The following is a 13,354-nucleotide window of genomic DNA, read 5'->3' on the forward strand; positions in this document are numbered from 1 at the left end:
GGGCGCGAAGCGCTCGTAAAACCATTCAACGCGGTGCCACAGAGGCATCGCAAACTTCGGGTTTACAATCGCTTCGCAATCGGACGTCGCCTTCGGCAACGGCTACGCCCACCGTTGCCATTTCTGTAGTCGCTGACGAGTAGTGCGAGGCTGCGTCCGGGCGCGAAGCGCTCGTAAAACCATTCAACGCGGTGCCACAGAGGCATCGCAAACCTCGGGTTTACAATCGCTTCGCCATCGGACGTCACCTTCGGCAACGGCCACACCCACCTCGGTTTCTTCGGTTATGCGGGATTTATTCCTGCTGTGGCGGCTGTTCTTGCGGTGGGCGCAAGCCTACTTCGGCCGTAAGCTTGAGCTCTTTACCGTTGCGCATGACCTGAATACTGATTTTGTCCGAAGGCTTGATTCGGGCCACTTGGTTCATCGAGCGACGCCCGTCGCTTGCCGGTGCGCCATCAATGCTCAGAATCACGTCACCCAGTTGCAGACCTGCTTTTTGCGCAGGGCCATCGCGGAAAATACCCGCCACGACAATCCCCGGACGACCGCTCAGGCCAAATGATTCGGCCAGATCCGGGGTCAACGGTTGCACCTCAATCCCCAACCAGCCACGAATCACCTGGCCGTGTTCAATGATCGACTTCATGACTTCCATTGCCAGGTTGATCGGAATTGCAAAGCCAATGCCTTGCGAGCCGCCGGACTTGGTAAAAATAGCGGTGTTGATACCGGTCAGGTTGCCATTGGCATCCACCAGCGCGCCGCCCGAGTTGCCGGGGTTGATCGCGGCATCGGTCTGGATAAAGTCTTCGTAGTTGTTAAGACCCAGCTGGTTACGCCCGGTGGCGCTGATGATGCCCATGGTGGTGGTCTGGCCCACACCGAACGGGTTGCCGATGGCCAGGGCAATGTCACCGATACGCAGCGTGTCGGAGCGACCAATGGTGATGGCTGGCAGGTTTTTCAGGTCAATTTTGAGTACTGCCAAATCTGTTTCAGGATCGCTGCCAATGACCCGGGCCAGGGTTTCACGCCCGTCCTTGAGTGCCACCACGATCTGGTCAGCGTTCAACACCACATGGTTATTGGTCAGCAAGTAGCCTTCCGGGCTCATCAGCACGGCTGAGCCGAGGCTGGACTCCATACGCTTTTGCTTGGGTGCGTTGTTGCCGAAAAAGTGCCGGAACTGCGGGTCTTCAAACAACGGGCGGGCGTTTCGGTTCACCACCTTTGTGGTGTACAGGTTAGCCACGGCCGGCGCGGCGCGGACCACGGCATCGGCGTACGTCACCGGGCCCTGTTGTACGTAATTGGTTTGCGGCGCTTGTTGCAGATTAACGTCCAGACTCGGCAGCCCGACCCATTGCGGGTAACGCTGAATAATCAGCAAAGCGATAAGCACGCCAGCCAGCAGTGGCCAGCCAAAAAAACGCAAAGCCTTGAGCATTGAACTAAGTCCTGAAGGTTGCAGAGCCTGCATCACGGCCCATAATGGCGGCCATTATACGAGGGCTGCGCGCCTCTGAACGCTATATTTAGGAGTCTTTTATGGCTGTCGCCTTGAGCACCCTGGTTGAAGAAGCCAATCGTTACCTGAACTGTGCTGCCATCGGCGATTACTGCCCCAACGGTTTGCAGGTCGAAGGGCGGCCTCAAGTGCTGCGTATTGTCAGTGGCGTGACTGCCAGCCAGGCGTTGCTGGACGCCGCCGTTGAAGCTCAGGCGGACTTGGTGCTGGTGCATCACGGTTACTTCTGGAAGGGTGAAGACCCGTGCATCACGGGCATGAAGCAGCGTCGCCTCAAAACGTTACTCAAACACGACATCAGCCTGTTGGCCTATCACTTGCCGTTGGACGTGCACCCTGAGGTGGGCAATAACGTGCAGCTGGCCCGGCAACTGGACATTACCGTCGAAGGCCCGCTGGACCCCGCCAATGCCAAAGTGGTGGGGCTGGTCGGGTCGCTGGCGGAACCGGTGACTGCGCGTGATTTTGCCCGTCGGGTGCAAGAAGCACTGGGCCGCGAACCGCTGCTGATTGAAGGCAGCGATATGATCCGTCGCGTGGGCTGGTGCACGGGCGGTGGCCAGGGTTACATCGATCAAGCCGTGCTGGCCGGTGTCGATTTGTACCTCAGTGGCGAAGCGTCGGAGCAGACCTTCCACAGTGCGCGCGAAAACGACATCAGTTTTATTGCCGCCGGGCATCATGCCACCGAGCGGTATGGCGTACAGGCATTGGGCGATTACCTGGCCCGACGCTTTGCCCTTGAACACCTGTTCATCGATTGCCCTAACCCCATCTGACGCGACCCCGCAGGCTGCGATCTTTTAAATGTTCGCAGCCAGCGCCAGCTCCTGCGAGTGCTCAATCGGGCAAACTCCGCGATCTATTCTTAGACGTTTTCGATCTAGTTGGCGCCCTCTATATAAGAGGGCGCTGTGCTAGCATTCTGAGCTCGAACACGGCCCGCAGGCCGTTCATAAGATAGCTTTCGTGAGTAGCCATGGTCGACAAACTGACGCACCTGAAACAGCTGGAGGCGGAAAGCATCCACATCATCCGCGAGGTGGCCGCCGAGTTCGATAACCCGGTAATGCTGTACTCGATCGGTAAAGATTCCGCCGTGATGCTGCACCTTGCGCGCAAGGCATTTTTCCCTGGCAAGCTGCCGTTTCCGGTGATGCATGTAGACACACAGTGGAAATTCCAGGAGATGTACCGCTTTCGCGACAAGATGGTTGCCGAGCTGGGCCTGGACTTGATCACCCACGTCAACCCGGACGGCGTGGCGCAGGGCATCAACCCTTTCACCCACGGCAGTGCCAAGCACACCGACATCATGAAAACCGAGGGTCTCAAGCAGGCGCTCGACAAGTATGGTTTTGATGCCGCATTCGGTGGCGCCCGCCGCGACGAAGAGAAGTCCCGCGCCAAAGAGCGCGTGTATTCATTCCGCGACAGCAAACACCGCTGGGACCCGAAAAACCAGCGCCCAGAGTTGTGGAACGTGTACAACGGCAACGTCAACAAGGGCGAATCGATCCGCGTGTTCCCGTTGTCGAACTGGACCGAACTCGACATCTGGCAGTACATCTACCTCGAAGGCATCCCGATTGTGCCGCTGTACTTCGCCGCCGAGCGTGAAGTGATCGAGAAGAACGGCACGCTGATCATGATTGACGACGAGCGCATCCTTGAGCACCTGTCTGACGAAGACAAAGCCCGCATCGTCAAGAAAAAGGTCCGTTTCCGCACGCTGGGTTGCTACCCGCTGACCGGCGCGGTGGAATCGGAGGCTGAAACCCTGACCGACATCATCCAGGAAATGCTCCTGACGCGAACTTCCGAGCGCCAGGGCCGGGTCATCGATCACGATGGCGCAGGCTCAATGGAAGATAAAAAACGTCAAGGTTATTTCTAAGGGGTTGTCATGTCGCACGTATCTGATTTGATCAGCGAGGACATCCTCGCCTACCTGGGCCAGCATGAGCGCAAAGAGATGTTGCGTTTTCTGACCTGCGGCAACGTCGACGACGGCAAGAGCACCCTGATCGGGCGCCTGCTGCACGACTCCAAGATGATCTACGAGGATCACCTGGAAGCCATCACCCGCGATTCGAAAAAGAGCGGCACCACGGGCGATGATATCGACCTGGCGCTGCTGGTGGACGGCCTGCAAGCCGAGCGCGAGCAGGGCATCACCATTGATGTGGCGTATCGCTACTTTTCCACGGCCAAGCGCAAATTCATCATCGCCGACACCCCGGGTCACGAGCAGTACACCCGCAACATGGCCACCGGTGCGTCGACCTGCGATTTGGCCATCATTTTGGTGGATGCCCGTTATGGCGTGCAGACCCAGACCCGTCGCCACAGCTTTATCGCCTCGCTGCTGGGCATCAAACACATCGTGGTGGCCATCAACAAAATGGACATCAACGGGTTTGATCAAAGCGTATTTGAGTCGATCAAGACCGACTACCTGGCGTTCGCTGAAGGCATGAAGGTCAAGCCCACGAGCTTGTACTTCGTGCCGATGTCAGCCCTTAAAGGCGACAACGTCGTGAACAAAAGCGAGCGCTCGCCCTGGTACACCGGGCAGTCGCTGATGGAAATTCTTGAAACCGTGGAAATCGCAGCGGACCGTAACCTCACTGACCTGCGCTTTCCGGTGCAATACGTGAACCGTCCGAACCTGAACTTCCGTGGCTTCGCCGGCACCCTGGCCAGTGGCATCGTGCGCAAGGGCGACGAGGTGGTGGTGCTGCCGTCGGGCAAGAGCAGCCGTGTCAAATCCATTGTTACCTTTGAAGGCGAGCTGGAACACGCAGGCCCTGGGCAAGCAATCACGCTGACCATGGAAGACGAGATCGACATCTCCCGTGGCGACCTGCTGGTGCATGCCGACAGCGTTCCGCCGGTGACTGACAGCTTCGAAGCCATGCTGGTATGGATGGCCGAAGAGCCGATGCTGCCGGGCAAGAAGTACGACATCAAGCGCGCGACCAGCTATGTACCGGGTTCCATTGCCAGCATCGTCAACAAAGTCGACGTGAACACGCTGCAAGAAGGTCCGGCCAGCGCCTTGCAGTTGAACGAGATCGGCAAGGTCAAGGTCAGCCTCGATGCACCAATTGCGCTGGACGGTTACGAAAGCAACCGCACCACGGGTGCGTTCATCATCATTGACCGCCTGACCAATGGCACCGTGGGCGCAGGCATGATCGTTGCCCAGCCGGTGAGTCATGGCGGCACCGGCCATCATGGCGAGCTGGCGCATGTGACCACTCAAGAACGTGCGCAACGTTTTGGCCAGCAACCGGCCACGGTGTTGTTCAGCGGCTTGTCGGGCGCAGGCAAAAGCACCTTGGCCTATGCGGTTGAGCGCAAATTGTTCGACATGGGCCGTGCGGTGTTTGTGCTGGACGGTCAAAACCTGCGGCATGACCTGAACAAAGGTTTGCCTCAGGACCGTGCTGGGCGCACAGAAAACTGGCGCCGCGCCGCGCATGTGGCACGTCAGTTCAACGAAGCCGGCTTGCTGACACTGGCTGCGTTTGTGGCGCCGGATGCGCAAGGCCGTGAGCAGGCCAAAGCGTTGATCGGGGATGATCGCTTAATTACCGTGTATGTGCAGGCATCACCAGCGGTCTGCGCCGAACGTGATCCGCAAGGCTTGTACGCGGCGGGCGGCGATAACATTCCGGGTGATTCCTTCCCGTATGACGTGCCGTTAAATGCAGACCTGGTAGTCAACACTCAGGCGCTGACGGTCGATGAAGGCGTGAAGTTAGTGCTGGACCTGTTGCGTCAACGCGGCGCGATATAAGGCGTATCAAAAAGCCCGCCACCGAGTGATCGGTGGCGGGCTTTTTATTGGCGAGTCAGACCTTTGGGTACTCGCGATGCAATTGGTCCAGCAACCGGTCCTTGTCTTCCCACAACTGATTGATCCAGCCCTGAAACGCCAGCTTGTACTCAGCGTCCTGATCGTAGTTGCGGCCAATAAACTCAGGCGCAATGGGCAACTCTTCGAACACCACCACCACCTCGCGCACATTAGCGCACAGTAAATCCCAATAACCCGGACGCCCTCCAGGATAGTGAATCGTCACGTTGACGATGGATTTGAGCTGCTCCCCCATCGCATCCAGCACAAAGGCAATCCCGCCGGCCTTGGGCTTGAGCAGGTAGCGAAACGGTGATTGCTGCTGCGCATGCTTGGCCTCGGTAAAGCGGGTGCCTTCAACAAAGTTGAAAATCCCCACCGGCTGGTTTTTGAACTTCGCACAGGTTTTACGCGTGGTCGCCAGGTCGGCGCCTTTTTTCTCCGGGTGCTTGGCCAGATAAGCCTTGGAGTAGCGCTTCATGAACGGGAAACCCAGCGCCCACCAGGCCAGACCAATGACCGGCACCCAGATCAGTTCTTGCTTGAGGAAGAACTTGAGCGGGCGAATACGTTTGTTGAGCACGTATTGCAGCACCATGATGTCAACCCAGCTCTGGTGGTTGCTGGTCACCAGGTAAGAGTGCTCGTAATCAAGACCCTCCAGCCCTTTGATGTGCCAGCGTGTCTTGCGCAGCAGGTTCATCCAGCGCTGGTTGTTGCTGACCCACGCTTCGTGGATACGACGCATCAACTCGTCGGTGACCCGTTGCGCGGCCGGGAAGGGCAGGCACAGTTTAAAAATGGCCACCACGAATAGCGGCGTGCAGCACACGATGGTGTTGATCGCCAACAGCAGTGAAGCAATGACGCCGCGTAACGGCGCAGGCAGGAAATCCAGCATTTATACATCCATAGGTCGGTTGGCGGCTTGGATCGCCGTGAGGGCGATGGTGTAGACGATGTCGTCCACTTGGGCGCCGCGTGGCAGGTCATTCACCGGTTTACGCAGCCCTTGCAGCATGGGACCAAGGCTGACGCAATCGGCGCTGCGTTGCACGGCTTTGTGCGTGGTGTTGCCGGTGTTCAGGTCCGGGAACACAAAGACCGTCGCGCGGCCCGCCACCTGGCTGTTGGGGGCCAATTGTCTGGCCACACTTTCGTTGGCCGCCGCGTCGTATTGCAACGGGCCATCAATCAACAGCGCATGTTGCGCTTCGTGAGCGAGAAGGGTGGCTTCGCGGACTTTTTCGACTTCTTCACCGCTGGCCGAGTCGCCACTGGAGTAACTGATCATCGCCACGCGAGGCGTGATGCCAAATGCGGCCGCCGAGTCGGCACTTTGCAGCGCGATTTCGGCCAGTTCGGTGGCAGACGGGTGCGGGTTCATCACGCAGTCGCCATACACCAGCACTTGCTCGGGGAAGAGCATGAAGAACACGGAGGACACCAGCGTGCAACCCGGCGCCGTTTTGATCAGTTGCAAGGCCGGGCGGATGGTGTTGGCGGTGGAGTGAATCACCCCCGACACCAGTCCGTCCACTTCGTCCAGCGCCAGCATCATGGTGCCGATCACCACCGGGTCTTCCAGTTGCTGCTCGGCCATCGGCGCGTTGATGCTTTTGGTTTTGCGCAGCGCCACCATCGGCTCGACGTAACGCCCGCGAATGACGTCCGGGTCGAGAATCTCCAACCCCTCAGGCAGCTCAAACCCGTGGGCCTTGGCCACGGCGTGCACCTCTTCAGGCTTGGCCAGCAGCACACAGCGGGCGATGCCGCGAGCGTGACAGATGGCCGCCGCCTGCACGGTCAGCGGTTCGCTGCCTTCGGGCAACACGATGCGTTTGTTCGCCTGCTGGGCGCGCTGTATCAACTGATAACGGAAGACAGCAGGTGTGAGGCGCATTTCCCGAGGCGTACCGCAGCGCTGGTGCAACCATTTGGCGTCGAGGTGGCTGGCGACGAAATCAGTGATGATTTGCGCACGTTCGCGGTCATCGATGGGGATTTCTTTGTTCAGGTTGTTCAGGCGATTGGCCGTGTCATACGAGCCGGTGCTCACTGACAGCACAGGCAGCCCGGCTTGCAGGGCGCCGCGACACAGCTCCATCAGGCGCGGGTCGGGTTGGGTGTCACTGGTCAGCAGCAGGCCGGCCAGCGGCACGCCATTCATCGCGGCCAGGCTGACGGCAAGAATAATGTCGTCGCGGTCGCCCGGGGTGACCACCAGTACGCCAGGCTTGAGCAGTTGCAGCGTATTGAGCACGGTACGGGCGCACAAAATGATTTTCGACATGCGCCGGGTTTCATAGTCCCCGGCGTTGAGCACCTGGGCGCCGAGCAAATCTGCCACGTCGCGGGTGCGCGGTGCGTTGAGTTCCGGTTGATACGGAATACAACCCAGCAGTTTGAAGTCACCGGAGCGCAGCAAAGGCGAATGCTCTTTGAGCCGTGCGGCGAAGTCCTCCATGCTTTCGTCAGTGCGCACCTTGTTCAGGATCACGCCCAGCACTTTCGGGTCTTTGGGGCCGCCGAACAGTTGAGCCTGTAGTTCAACGCGCCCGGAGAGTTCAGTCAGGACTTCGTTTTCCGGGGCCGAGACCAGAATCACTTCAGCATCCAGGCTTTTGGCCAGGTGCAGGTTGACCCGTGCGGCGTAGCTGGCGCTGCGGGTGGGCACCATGCCTTCGACGATCAGCACATCTTTGCCAATCGCGGCCTCTTGATACAGGCGGATGATTTCTTCAAGCAACTCATCGAGCTGGCCGTCGCCGAGCATCCGTTCAACGTGCGCCAGCCCCAAGGGTTTTGGGGGCTTCAGGCCGTGGGTGCGGGCCATCAGCTCGGTCGAGCGCTCAGGGCCCAGATCGCCTGGGTGCGGCTGGGCAATCGGTTTGAAAAAGCCGACTTTCAAGCCAGCGCGTTCAAGGGTGCGCACCAGGCCGAGGCTGATAGAAGTCAGGCCCACACCAAAATCAGTGGGGGCGATAAAGAAAGTTTGCATGCGAGCTTCCTGACGTGAGCAGTGCAAGGGCACACCCGCCGAACGGGTCATGTGCCTGAATCAATTGCCAAGATTAGCGCTATCCGCCCCTTGAGCACACCAGCCACAGGCAAAGGGCTGACCTATTTTTGCGCGCCGTTGCTGGGGGTCAAGCACCCAGGCGCGCGATTGCCAGGGCGGTTGATGACGATGGTGCTGGGTGTGGCCACAAGACAGTACGGCCACCCAATGCGCCTCCTCATCCTGTCGCCAACCAATGATTGTTGAGCTTTTCAAAATTATCCGTTGGTCTTGGTTGTGTTTCGTTGTGTTCGCTTTCGTGCGTTTGCTTGGTTAAACTTGCGCACTCTTTATTTTCTGCAAAAGGTCTCGCCCCATGACGATCGCCGCCAACAAGGCTGTCTCCATCGACTATACCCTGACCAACGACGCTGGTGAGGTCATCGACAGCTCCGCCGGTGGCGCGCCACTGGTTTACCTGCAAGGCGCAGGTAACATCATCCCGGGTCTGGAAAAGGCGCTGGAAGGCAAGGCAGTCGGTGACGAGCTGGAAGTTGCCGTAGAGCCTGAAGACGCTTACGGCGAGTACTCCGCTGAACTGGTCAGCACGTTGAACCGCAGCATGTTCGAAGGCGTTGACCAACTGGAAGTTGGCATGCAGTTCCACGCTTCCGCGCCGGACGGCCAAATGCAGATCGTGACCATTCGTGATCTGGACGGCGACGACGTGACTGTGGATGGCAACCACCCATTGGCCGGTCAACGCCTGAACTTCAAAGTGAAGGTTGTGGCCATTCGTGACGCGAGCGAAGAAGAAGTTGCTCACGGCCACGTACACGGTGAAGGCGGTCATCAGCACTGATAATGGCTACTAAGCTCACCTGAGCTAGCCAGGAAAGGGCGCCTACGGGCGCCTTTTTTCATCTTTAAAGCGTAGGGCAATTGGCTTTTGAGCGGTTGTCTGAACCTGGTCCCGAGATTTTTGGAGTCCGTCATGAGTGCTTTTCACGAACTTACGCTCGACGCGCTGGACGGCAAGTCGCTACCACTGGAAACCCTCAAGGGCAAGGTGGTGCTGGTGGTGAACGTCGCCTCTAAATGTGGTTTGACCCCACAGTACGCGGCGCTGGAAAAAATTTATCAGCAGTTCAAGGATCAAGGTTTCAGCATTTTGGGCGTGCCGTGCAATCAATTCGCGGGACAAGAGCCTGGCACAGACGAGGAGATCCAGTCCTTTTGCAGCCTCAACTACGGCGTGACCTTCGATCTGAGCGGCAAAATGAACGTCAACGGTCCTGAGCGTCATCAGCTGTATCGCTTGTTGGCAGGCGAGGGCGCTGAGTTCCCGGGGGACATTACCTGGAACTTCGAGAAGTTCCTGCTGGGTCAGGACGGTCGCGTATTGGCGCGTTTTTCGCCGCGCACCGCTCCAGACGATGGCGCAGTGATTCAGGCGATTGAAAAAGCGTTGGGTTAACGCTTTTTCACCGGTACGGAGACGGGGATGGCTTCTGCGTCGTTTTCAGCGCGACAGGCGTTGTGCAGTACCCCTTCGAACTGCCTGATGATGTTTGGCCAGCCATGACGACTGGCATGCTGACGCGCATTCAGACGAATGGTGCGCAGCGTCTCAGGGTCATCCAGCAGCCAGCTTGCGGCTTCGATCCACGCGTGCTCGTCCCCGGTCATGGCCAGTACGCCGTTATAGCCATGACGGATATGCAACCCCGCCGCCGCCTCGTCATACGCCACCACGCCTAAACCTGATGCCAGGGCTTCGAGCACAACGTTGCCGAAGGTTTCGGTCATGCTCGGAAACAAGAACACGTCACTGCTGGCGTAGTGACGGGCCAGCGTTTCTCCCGTCTGCACACCACAAAAAATAGCCTCGGGCAGCGAGGCTTCGAGGGCTGCGCGTTTGGGGCCTTCCCCGACAATGATCAACGTGAGCCGTCGCGCCGGGTAACGGGCTTGCAGTGCCTGCAAGCAGCGCTTGAGGGCTGTGAGGTTTTTTTCCGGCGCCAGACGGCCCACGTGCAGCAAGGCAATGTCGTCTTCACGCAGGCCCCAGTGTTGACGCAAGGTGTTCTGGCGTTTGGCCGGGTTGAACAGGCGGCTGTCGACACCACGGGCCAGCAGTTGCAGGCGCTCGAAGTGCCGGCGTTGCAGTTCCAGACGCTGGCTGGTGCTGGGCACCAGTGTCAGCGCCGAACGGTTATGAAACCAGCGCAAATAGTGGGTCAAGGCGCGGGTAATAAGCCCCCAGCCGTACTGGCTGGAGTACTGCTGGAAATTGGTGTGAAAACCACTGACCACCGCAATCCCCAAACGCCTGGCCACTCGCAATGCGCACAGCCCCAGCGGCCCTTCGGTGGCGATGTACACCACGTCCGGGCGTTGTTGCTGCCAGCGTTTGCTCAAGCGATGGATCGAAGTCATGCCCCATTGCAGGGTGGGATAGCCCGGTATCGGCCAACCTCGGCACAGCATCAATTGATCGGTGCTGCGTTGATGGCCATCCCCGCTTTGGCGCGGGCGCACCAGTTCCACGTGATGATTGAGTGCACATAAACCTTCATATAAATGGCCAAGGGTATTGGCCACGCCATTGATCTCGGGTGGGAAGGTTTCTGTGACGAGGGCGATATGAAGGGCAGTGGTCATGACCCCAGTGTCGGGTAGGGCCATGACGTCGATGTGTCACGCTGATGATGGATTTATGAAACGCTCAGCGGCTTTTGAGGGCGTCTTCGCCGCGTTCACGTACCCAAAACAGGGTGGCGCCTGCGACAGCGGCGGGCATCATCAGCACGTTGACCAGCGGGATCAGCAGCACGAGGTAGACGATTGCGCCAAAACTCATGCTCTGCCAGCGTTTCTGGCGCAGCCAGGCGAGCATCTCGTTCCAGCCCAGCTTGTGGTTATCCGCCGGGTAGTCGATGTATTGAATGGCCATCATCCAGATCCCGAAAATCAGCCACAGCGGTGCGGCGATCAGGTTCAGCACCGGAATAAACGACAGGATCAACAAGGCAATGGCGCGGGGCAGAAAATACCCCAGTTTGCGCATCTCTCGCGCCAGGGTGCGCGGCACCATGGCGATCAGTTCGCCCCAACTGAACGCCGGGAAGTCATCCGTGCCGCGCACCACCACCTCAACCTTCTCTGAGAGAAAACCGTTGAATGGGGCAGCAATGATATTGGCGAGCATGGTGAAGGTAAAAAACACCATCAATGCCACCAGCACCACGAACAACGGCCACAGCAGGTAATTGAGAAAACTCAGCCAGCTGGGCAGCGCGGGCATCAGGGTATCCACCCATAGGCTGAACTGATGGCCCGCGAAATAAATCAAGCCGACGAACAGCACCAGGTTGATCAGCAATGGCAGCAATACAAACAGGCGCAGGCCGGGGGTGAGCACCAGCTTGAGACCCTCACGCAGGTAGTGCGGGCCGCAAAGAACAGGGGCGGGCATAGTTGTACTCCGAGCAATGAGAAAACGGGGCGACCTTAGCGGCTTTACGAATGGCGTGAAAGCCTTGGATCAGGATCGACAATAACTGTTACAAAGGCGGCCTCAGACGGCTGCGGTCTCATTGAGACCTGCTATGAGCTGGATTGTTAAAGCGTATTTCCTTAATCTCTGCCACCTCGATACGCTGCACCCACATTTTTTCAGGATCGATGCGTTTCAGGTCTAGCCTGTACTGCTTTGCGATCCCTTTATATTCCAGCTGCTCAAGCGGCGTTCCGACCCGATTTCGACGCGGGCGGTCATAGGAGTGAGTCATGTCTGAAGTACGTCATTCGCGAGTGATTATTCTGGGTTCCGGCCCTGCCGGTTACAGCGCTGCTGTGTACGCGGCCCGCGCCAACCTCAAGCCACTGCTGATTACGGGCATGCAGGCAGGCGGTCAATTGACCACCACCACTGAGGTCGACAACTGGCCGGGTGATGTTCACGGCCTGACCGGTCCGGCGCTGATGGAGCGGATGCGCGAGCACGCCGAGCGTTTTGAAACCGAGATCGTGTTCGACCACATCAACGAAGTGGACCTGAAAAACAAGCCGTTCACCCTCAAGGGCGACAGCGGTACTTTCACCTGTGACGCCCTGATCATCGCTACCGGCGCCAGCGCCCGTTACCTGGGCTTGCCGTCTGAAGAAACCTTCATGGGCAAAGGCGTCTCGGCGTGCGCGACCTGCGATGGCTTCTTCTATCGCAACAAGCCGGTGGCTGTGGTCGGTGGCGGCAACACTGCCGTTGAAGAGGCCCTGTACCTGGCCAACATCGCCAGCAAAGTAACGCTGGTTCACCGCCGCGAAACCTTCCGTGCCGAGAAAATCCTGATCGACAAGCTCAATGCCCGTGTGGCGGAAGGCAAAATCGAACTCAAGTTGAACGCGACCCTAGATGAAGTGCTGGGCGACAACATGGGCGTGACCGGTGCGCGCCTGAAAAACAATGACGGCAGCTTCGACGAAATCACCGTCGACGGCGTGTTCATCGCCATCGGCCACACCCCGAACACCTCGTTGTTCGAAGGCCAGCTGGCGCTTAAAGATGGCTACATGGTTGTGCAGGGCGGCCGCGAAGGCAACGCCACCGCCACCAGCATCGAAGGGGTGTTTGCTGCCGGTGACGTGGCCGATCACGTTTACCGTCAAGCCATCACCTCGGCCGGTGCCGGCTGCATGGCTGCACTGGACGCCGAGCGCTACCTGGACGGCTTGCAGAACGCTGAGTTCTGATACACCGCTTGACCCGAAGGGCGCCGTGACTTTTTAGTCCTGTGTGGCCCGGATCACGGCAATGCCCGTATCGAACGATACGGGCATTTTTTTGTGCGTATTTTTGCTTGTCCGTGCTCACCCTCCATCTGACGCGTCAGGTTCTGCTCGATACACTTCGGCAAAAATGTCGGTGATGTCGCGCTGTGGTGAGCGTTGCTGC

At 58.5% G+C, this 13,354-nt stretch carries 12 protein-coding genes; 6 read left to right on the top strand and 6 right to left on the bottom strand.

The features are described from left to right. Positions 1–295: 295 nt before the first annotated feature. On the bottom strand, positions 296–1,450 hold the full coding sequence (algW, locus tag AP059_RS00575) for a Do family serine endopeptidase AlgW (protein WP_048363169.1): 1,155 nt from the start codon (positions 1,448–1,450) through the stop codon (positions 296–298). Between the two features lie 101 nt (positions 1,451–1,551). On the opposite strand from algW, the gene AP059_RS00580 reads away from it, so the two are divergent. The 3 genes from AP059_RS00580 to cysN all read left to right on the top strand — a co-directional run bounded on the left by AP059_RS00580 (position 1,552) and on the right by cysN (position 5,336). Continuing rightward, complete coding sequence (locus AP059_RS00580; protein WP_048363170.1) at positions 1,552–2,310, top strand: Nif3-like dinuclear metal center hexameric protein; 759 nt, start codon at positions 1,552–1,554, stop codon at positions 2,308–2,310. Between the two features lie 200 nt (positions 2,311–2,510). Further along, positions 2,511–3,428 (top strand): sulfate adenylyltransferase subunit CysD, encoded by a 918-nt coding sequence (gene cysD, locus AP059_RS00585; protein WP_048363171.1) that lies wholly within the window; start codon positions 2,511–2,513, stop codon positions 3,426–3,428. Positions 3,429–3,437: 9 nt separating this feature from the next. After that, positions 3,438–5,336, top strand: a complete 1,899-nt coding sequence (gene cysN, locus AP059_RS00590; RefSeq protein WP_059761431.1) for a sulfate adenylyltransferase subunit CysN — start codon at positions 3,438–3,440, stop codon at positions 5,334–5,336. A 55-nt stretch (positions 5,337–5,391) separates the two neighbouring features. On the opposite strand, the gene AP059_RS00595 is transcribed toward cysN, so the two are convergent. The 3 genes from AP059_RS00595 to AP059_RS22635 are packed head-to-tail and all read right to left on the bottom strand — an operon-like array spanning position 5,392 to position 8,673. Continuing rightward, positions 5,392–6,297 (bottom strand): acyltransferase, encoded by a 906-nt coding sequence (locus tag AP059_RS00595; protein ID WP_059761432.1) that lies wholly within the window; start codon positions 6,295–6,297, stop codon positions 5,392–5,394. Beyond that, entirely contained in the window at positions 6,298–8,397 is a 2,100-nt protein-coding gene (gene pta / locus AP059_RS00600) for a phosphate acetyltransferase (protein WP_048363174.1), read from the bottom strand. 60 nt (positions 8,398–8,457) lie between these two features. Then, a complete protein-coding gene (locus AP059_RS22635; RefSeq protein WP_371260578.1) occupies positions 8,458–8,673 on the bottom strand; it encodes a DUF3565 domain-containing protein in 216 nt (71 codons plus the stop codon). A gap of 100 nt (positions 8,674–8,773) precedes the next feature. Here AP059_RS22635 and AP059_RS00605 point away from each other — a divergent pair, with 100 nt between their 5' ends. Then, positions 8,774–9,259, top strand: coding sequence for an FKBP-type peptidyl-prolyl cis-trans isomerase (locus tag AP059_RS00605; RefSeq protein WP_059761433.1), 486 nt, complete (start codon positions 8,774–8,776; stop codon positions 9,257–9,259). A gap of 132 nt (positions 9,260–9,391) precedes the next feature. Then, complete coding sequence (locus tag AP059_RS00610) at positions 9,392–9,874, top strand: glutathione peroxidase (protein ID WP_059761434.1); 483 nt, start codon at positions 9,392–9,394, stop codon at positions 9,872–9,874. Here AP059_RS00610 and AP059_RS00615 read toward each other — a convergent pair. Both AP059_RS00615 and cysZ read right to left on the bottom strand, forming a co-directional pair. Next, positions 9,871–11,085 carry a glycosyltransferase family 4 protein gene (locus AP059_RS00615; RefSeq protein WP_059761435.1) on the bottom strand — a complete coding sequence of 405 codons (1,215 nt, stop codon included), beginning with the start codon at positions 11,083–11,085 and terminating at the stop codon, positions 9,871–9,873. The genes AP059_RS00610 and AP059_RS00615 overlap by 4 nt on opposite strands. A gap of 40 nt (positions 11,086–11,125) precedes the next feature. Continuing rightward, the gene (gene cysZ / locus AP059_RS00620; protein ID WP_059761436.1) at positions 11,126–11,875 is read right to left on the bottom strand and encodes a sulfate transporter CysZ; all 750 of its coding nucleotides are present in this window, start codon (positions 11,873–11,875) and stop codon (positions 11,126–11,128) included. 314 nt (positions 11,876–12,189) lie between these two features. Between cysZ and trxB the strand changes: the two genes are divergently transcribed. Continuing rightward, a complete protein-coding gene (gene trxB, locus AP059_RS00630; protein WP_048363180.1) occupies positions 12,190–13,152 on the top strand; it encodes a thioredoxin-disulfide reductase in 963 nt (320 codons plus the stop codon). Positions 13,153–13,354 lie beyond the last annotated feature (202 nt).

The organism is Pseudomonas sp. TAA207 (assembly GCF_001529285.1).
GTDB classification, from domain to species: domain Bacteria; phylum Pseudomonadota; class Gammaproteobacteria; order Pseudomonadales; family Pseudomonadaceae; genus Aquipseudomonas; species Aquipseudomonas weihenstephanensis.

What these genes read in the sequence shown, in the direction of transcription:
- AP059_RS00615 (WP_059761435.1), bottom strand. Translation starts at nt 11,085, where the DNA reads ATGGCCCTACCCGACACTGGGGTCATGACCACTGCCCTTCATATCGCC.
- cysZ (WP_059761436.1), bottom strand. Translation starts at nt 11,875, where the DNA reads ATGCCCGCCCCTGTTCTTTGCGGCCCGCACTACCTGCGTGAGGGTCTC.
- cysD (WP_048363171.1), top strand. Translation starts at nt 2,511, where the DNA reads ATGGTCGACAAACTGACGCACCTGAAACAGCTGGAGGCGGAAAGCATC.
- AP059_RS00580 (WP_048363170.1), top strand. Translation starts at nt 1,552, where the DNA reads ATGGCTGTCGCCTTGAGCACCCTGGTTGAAGAAGCCAATCGTTACCTG.
- pta (WP_048363174.1), bottom strand. Translation starts at nt 8,397, where the DNA reads ATGCAAACTTTCTTTATCGCCCCCACTGATTTTGGTGTGGGCCTGACT.
- cysN (WP_059761431.1), top strand. Translation starts at nt 3,438, where the DNA reads ATGTCGCACGTATCTGATTTGATCAGCGAGGACATCCTCGCCTACCTG.
- AP059_RS00605 (WP_059761433.1), top strand. Translation starts at nt 8,774, where the DNA reads ATGACGATCGCCGCCAACAAGGCTGTCTCCATCGACTATACCCTGACC.
- AP059_RS00610 (WP_059761434.1), top strand. Translation starts at nt 9,392, where the DNA reads ATGAGTGCTTTTCACGAACTTACGCTCGACGCGCTGGACGGCAAGTCG.
- trxB (WP_048363180.1), top strand. Translation starts at nt 12,190, where the DNA reads ATGTCTGAAGTACGTCATTCGCGAGTGATTATTCTGGGTTCCGGCCCT.
- algW (WP_048363169.1), bottom strand. Translation starts at nt 1,450, where the DNA reads ATGCTCAAGGCTTTGCGTTTTTTTGGCTGGCCACTGCTGGCTGGCGTG.
- AP059_RS00595 (WP_059761432.1), bottom strand. Translation starts at nt 6,297, where the DNA reads ATGCTGGATTTCCTGCCTGCGCCGTTACGCGGCGTCATTGCTTCACTG.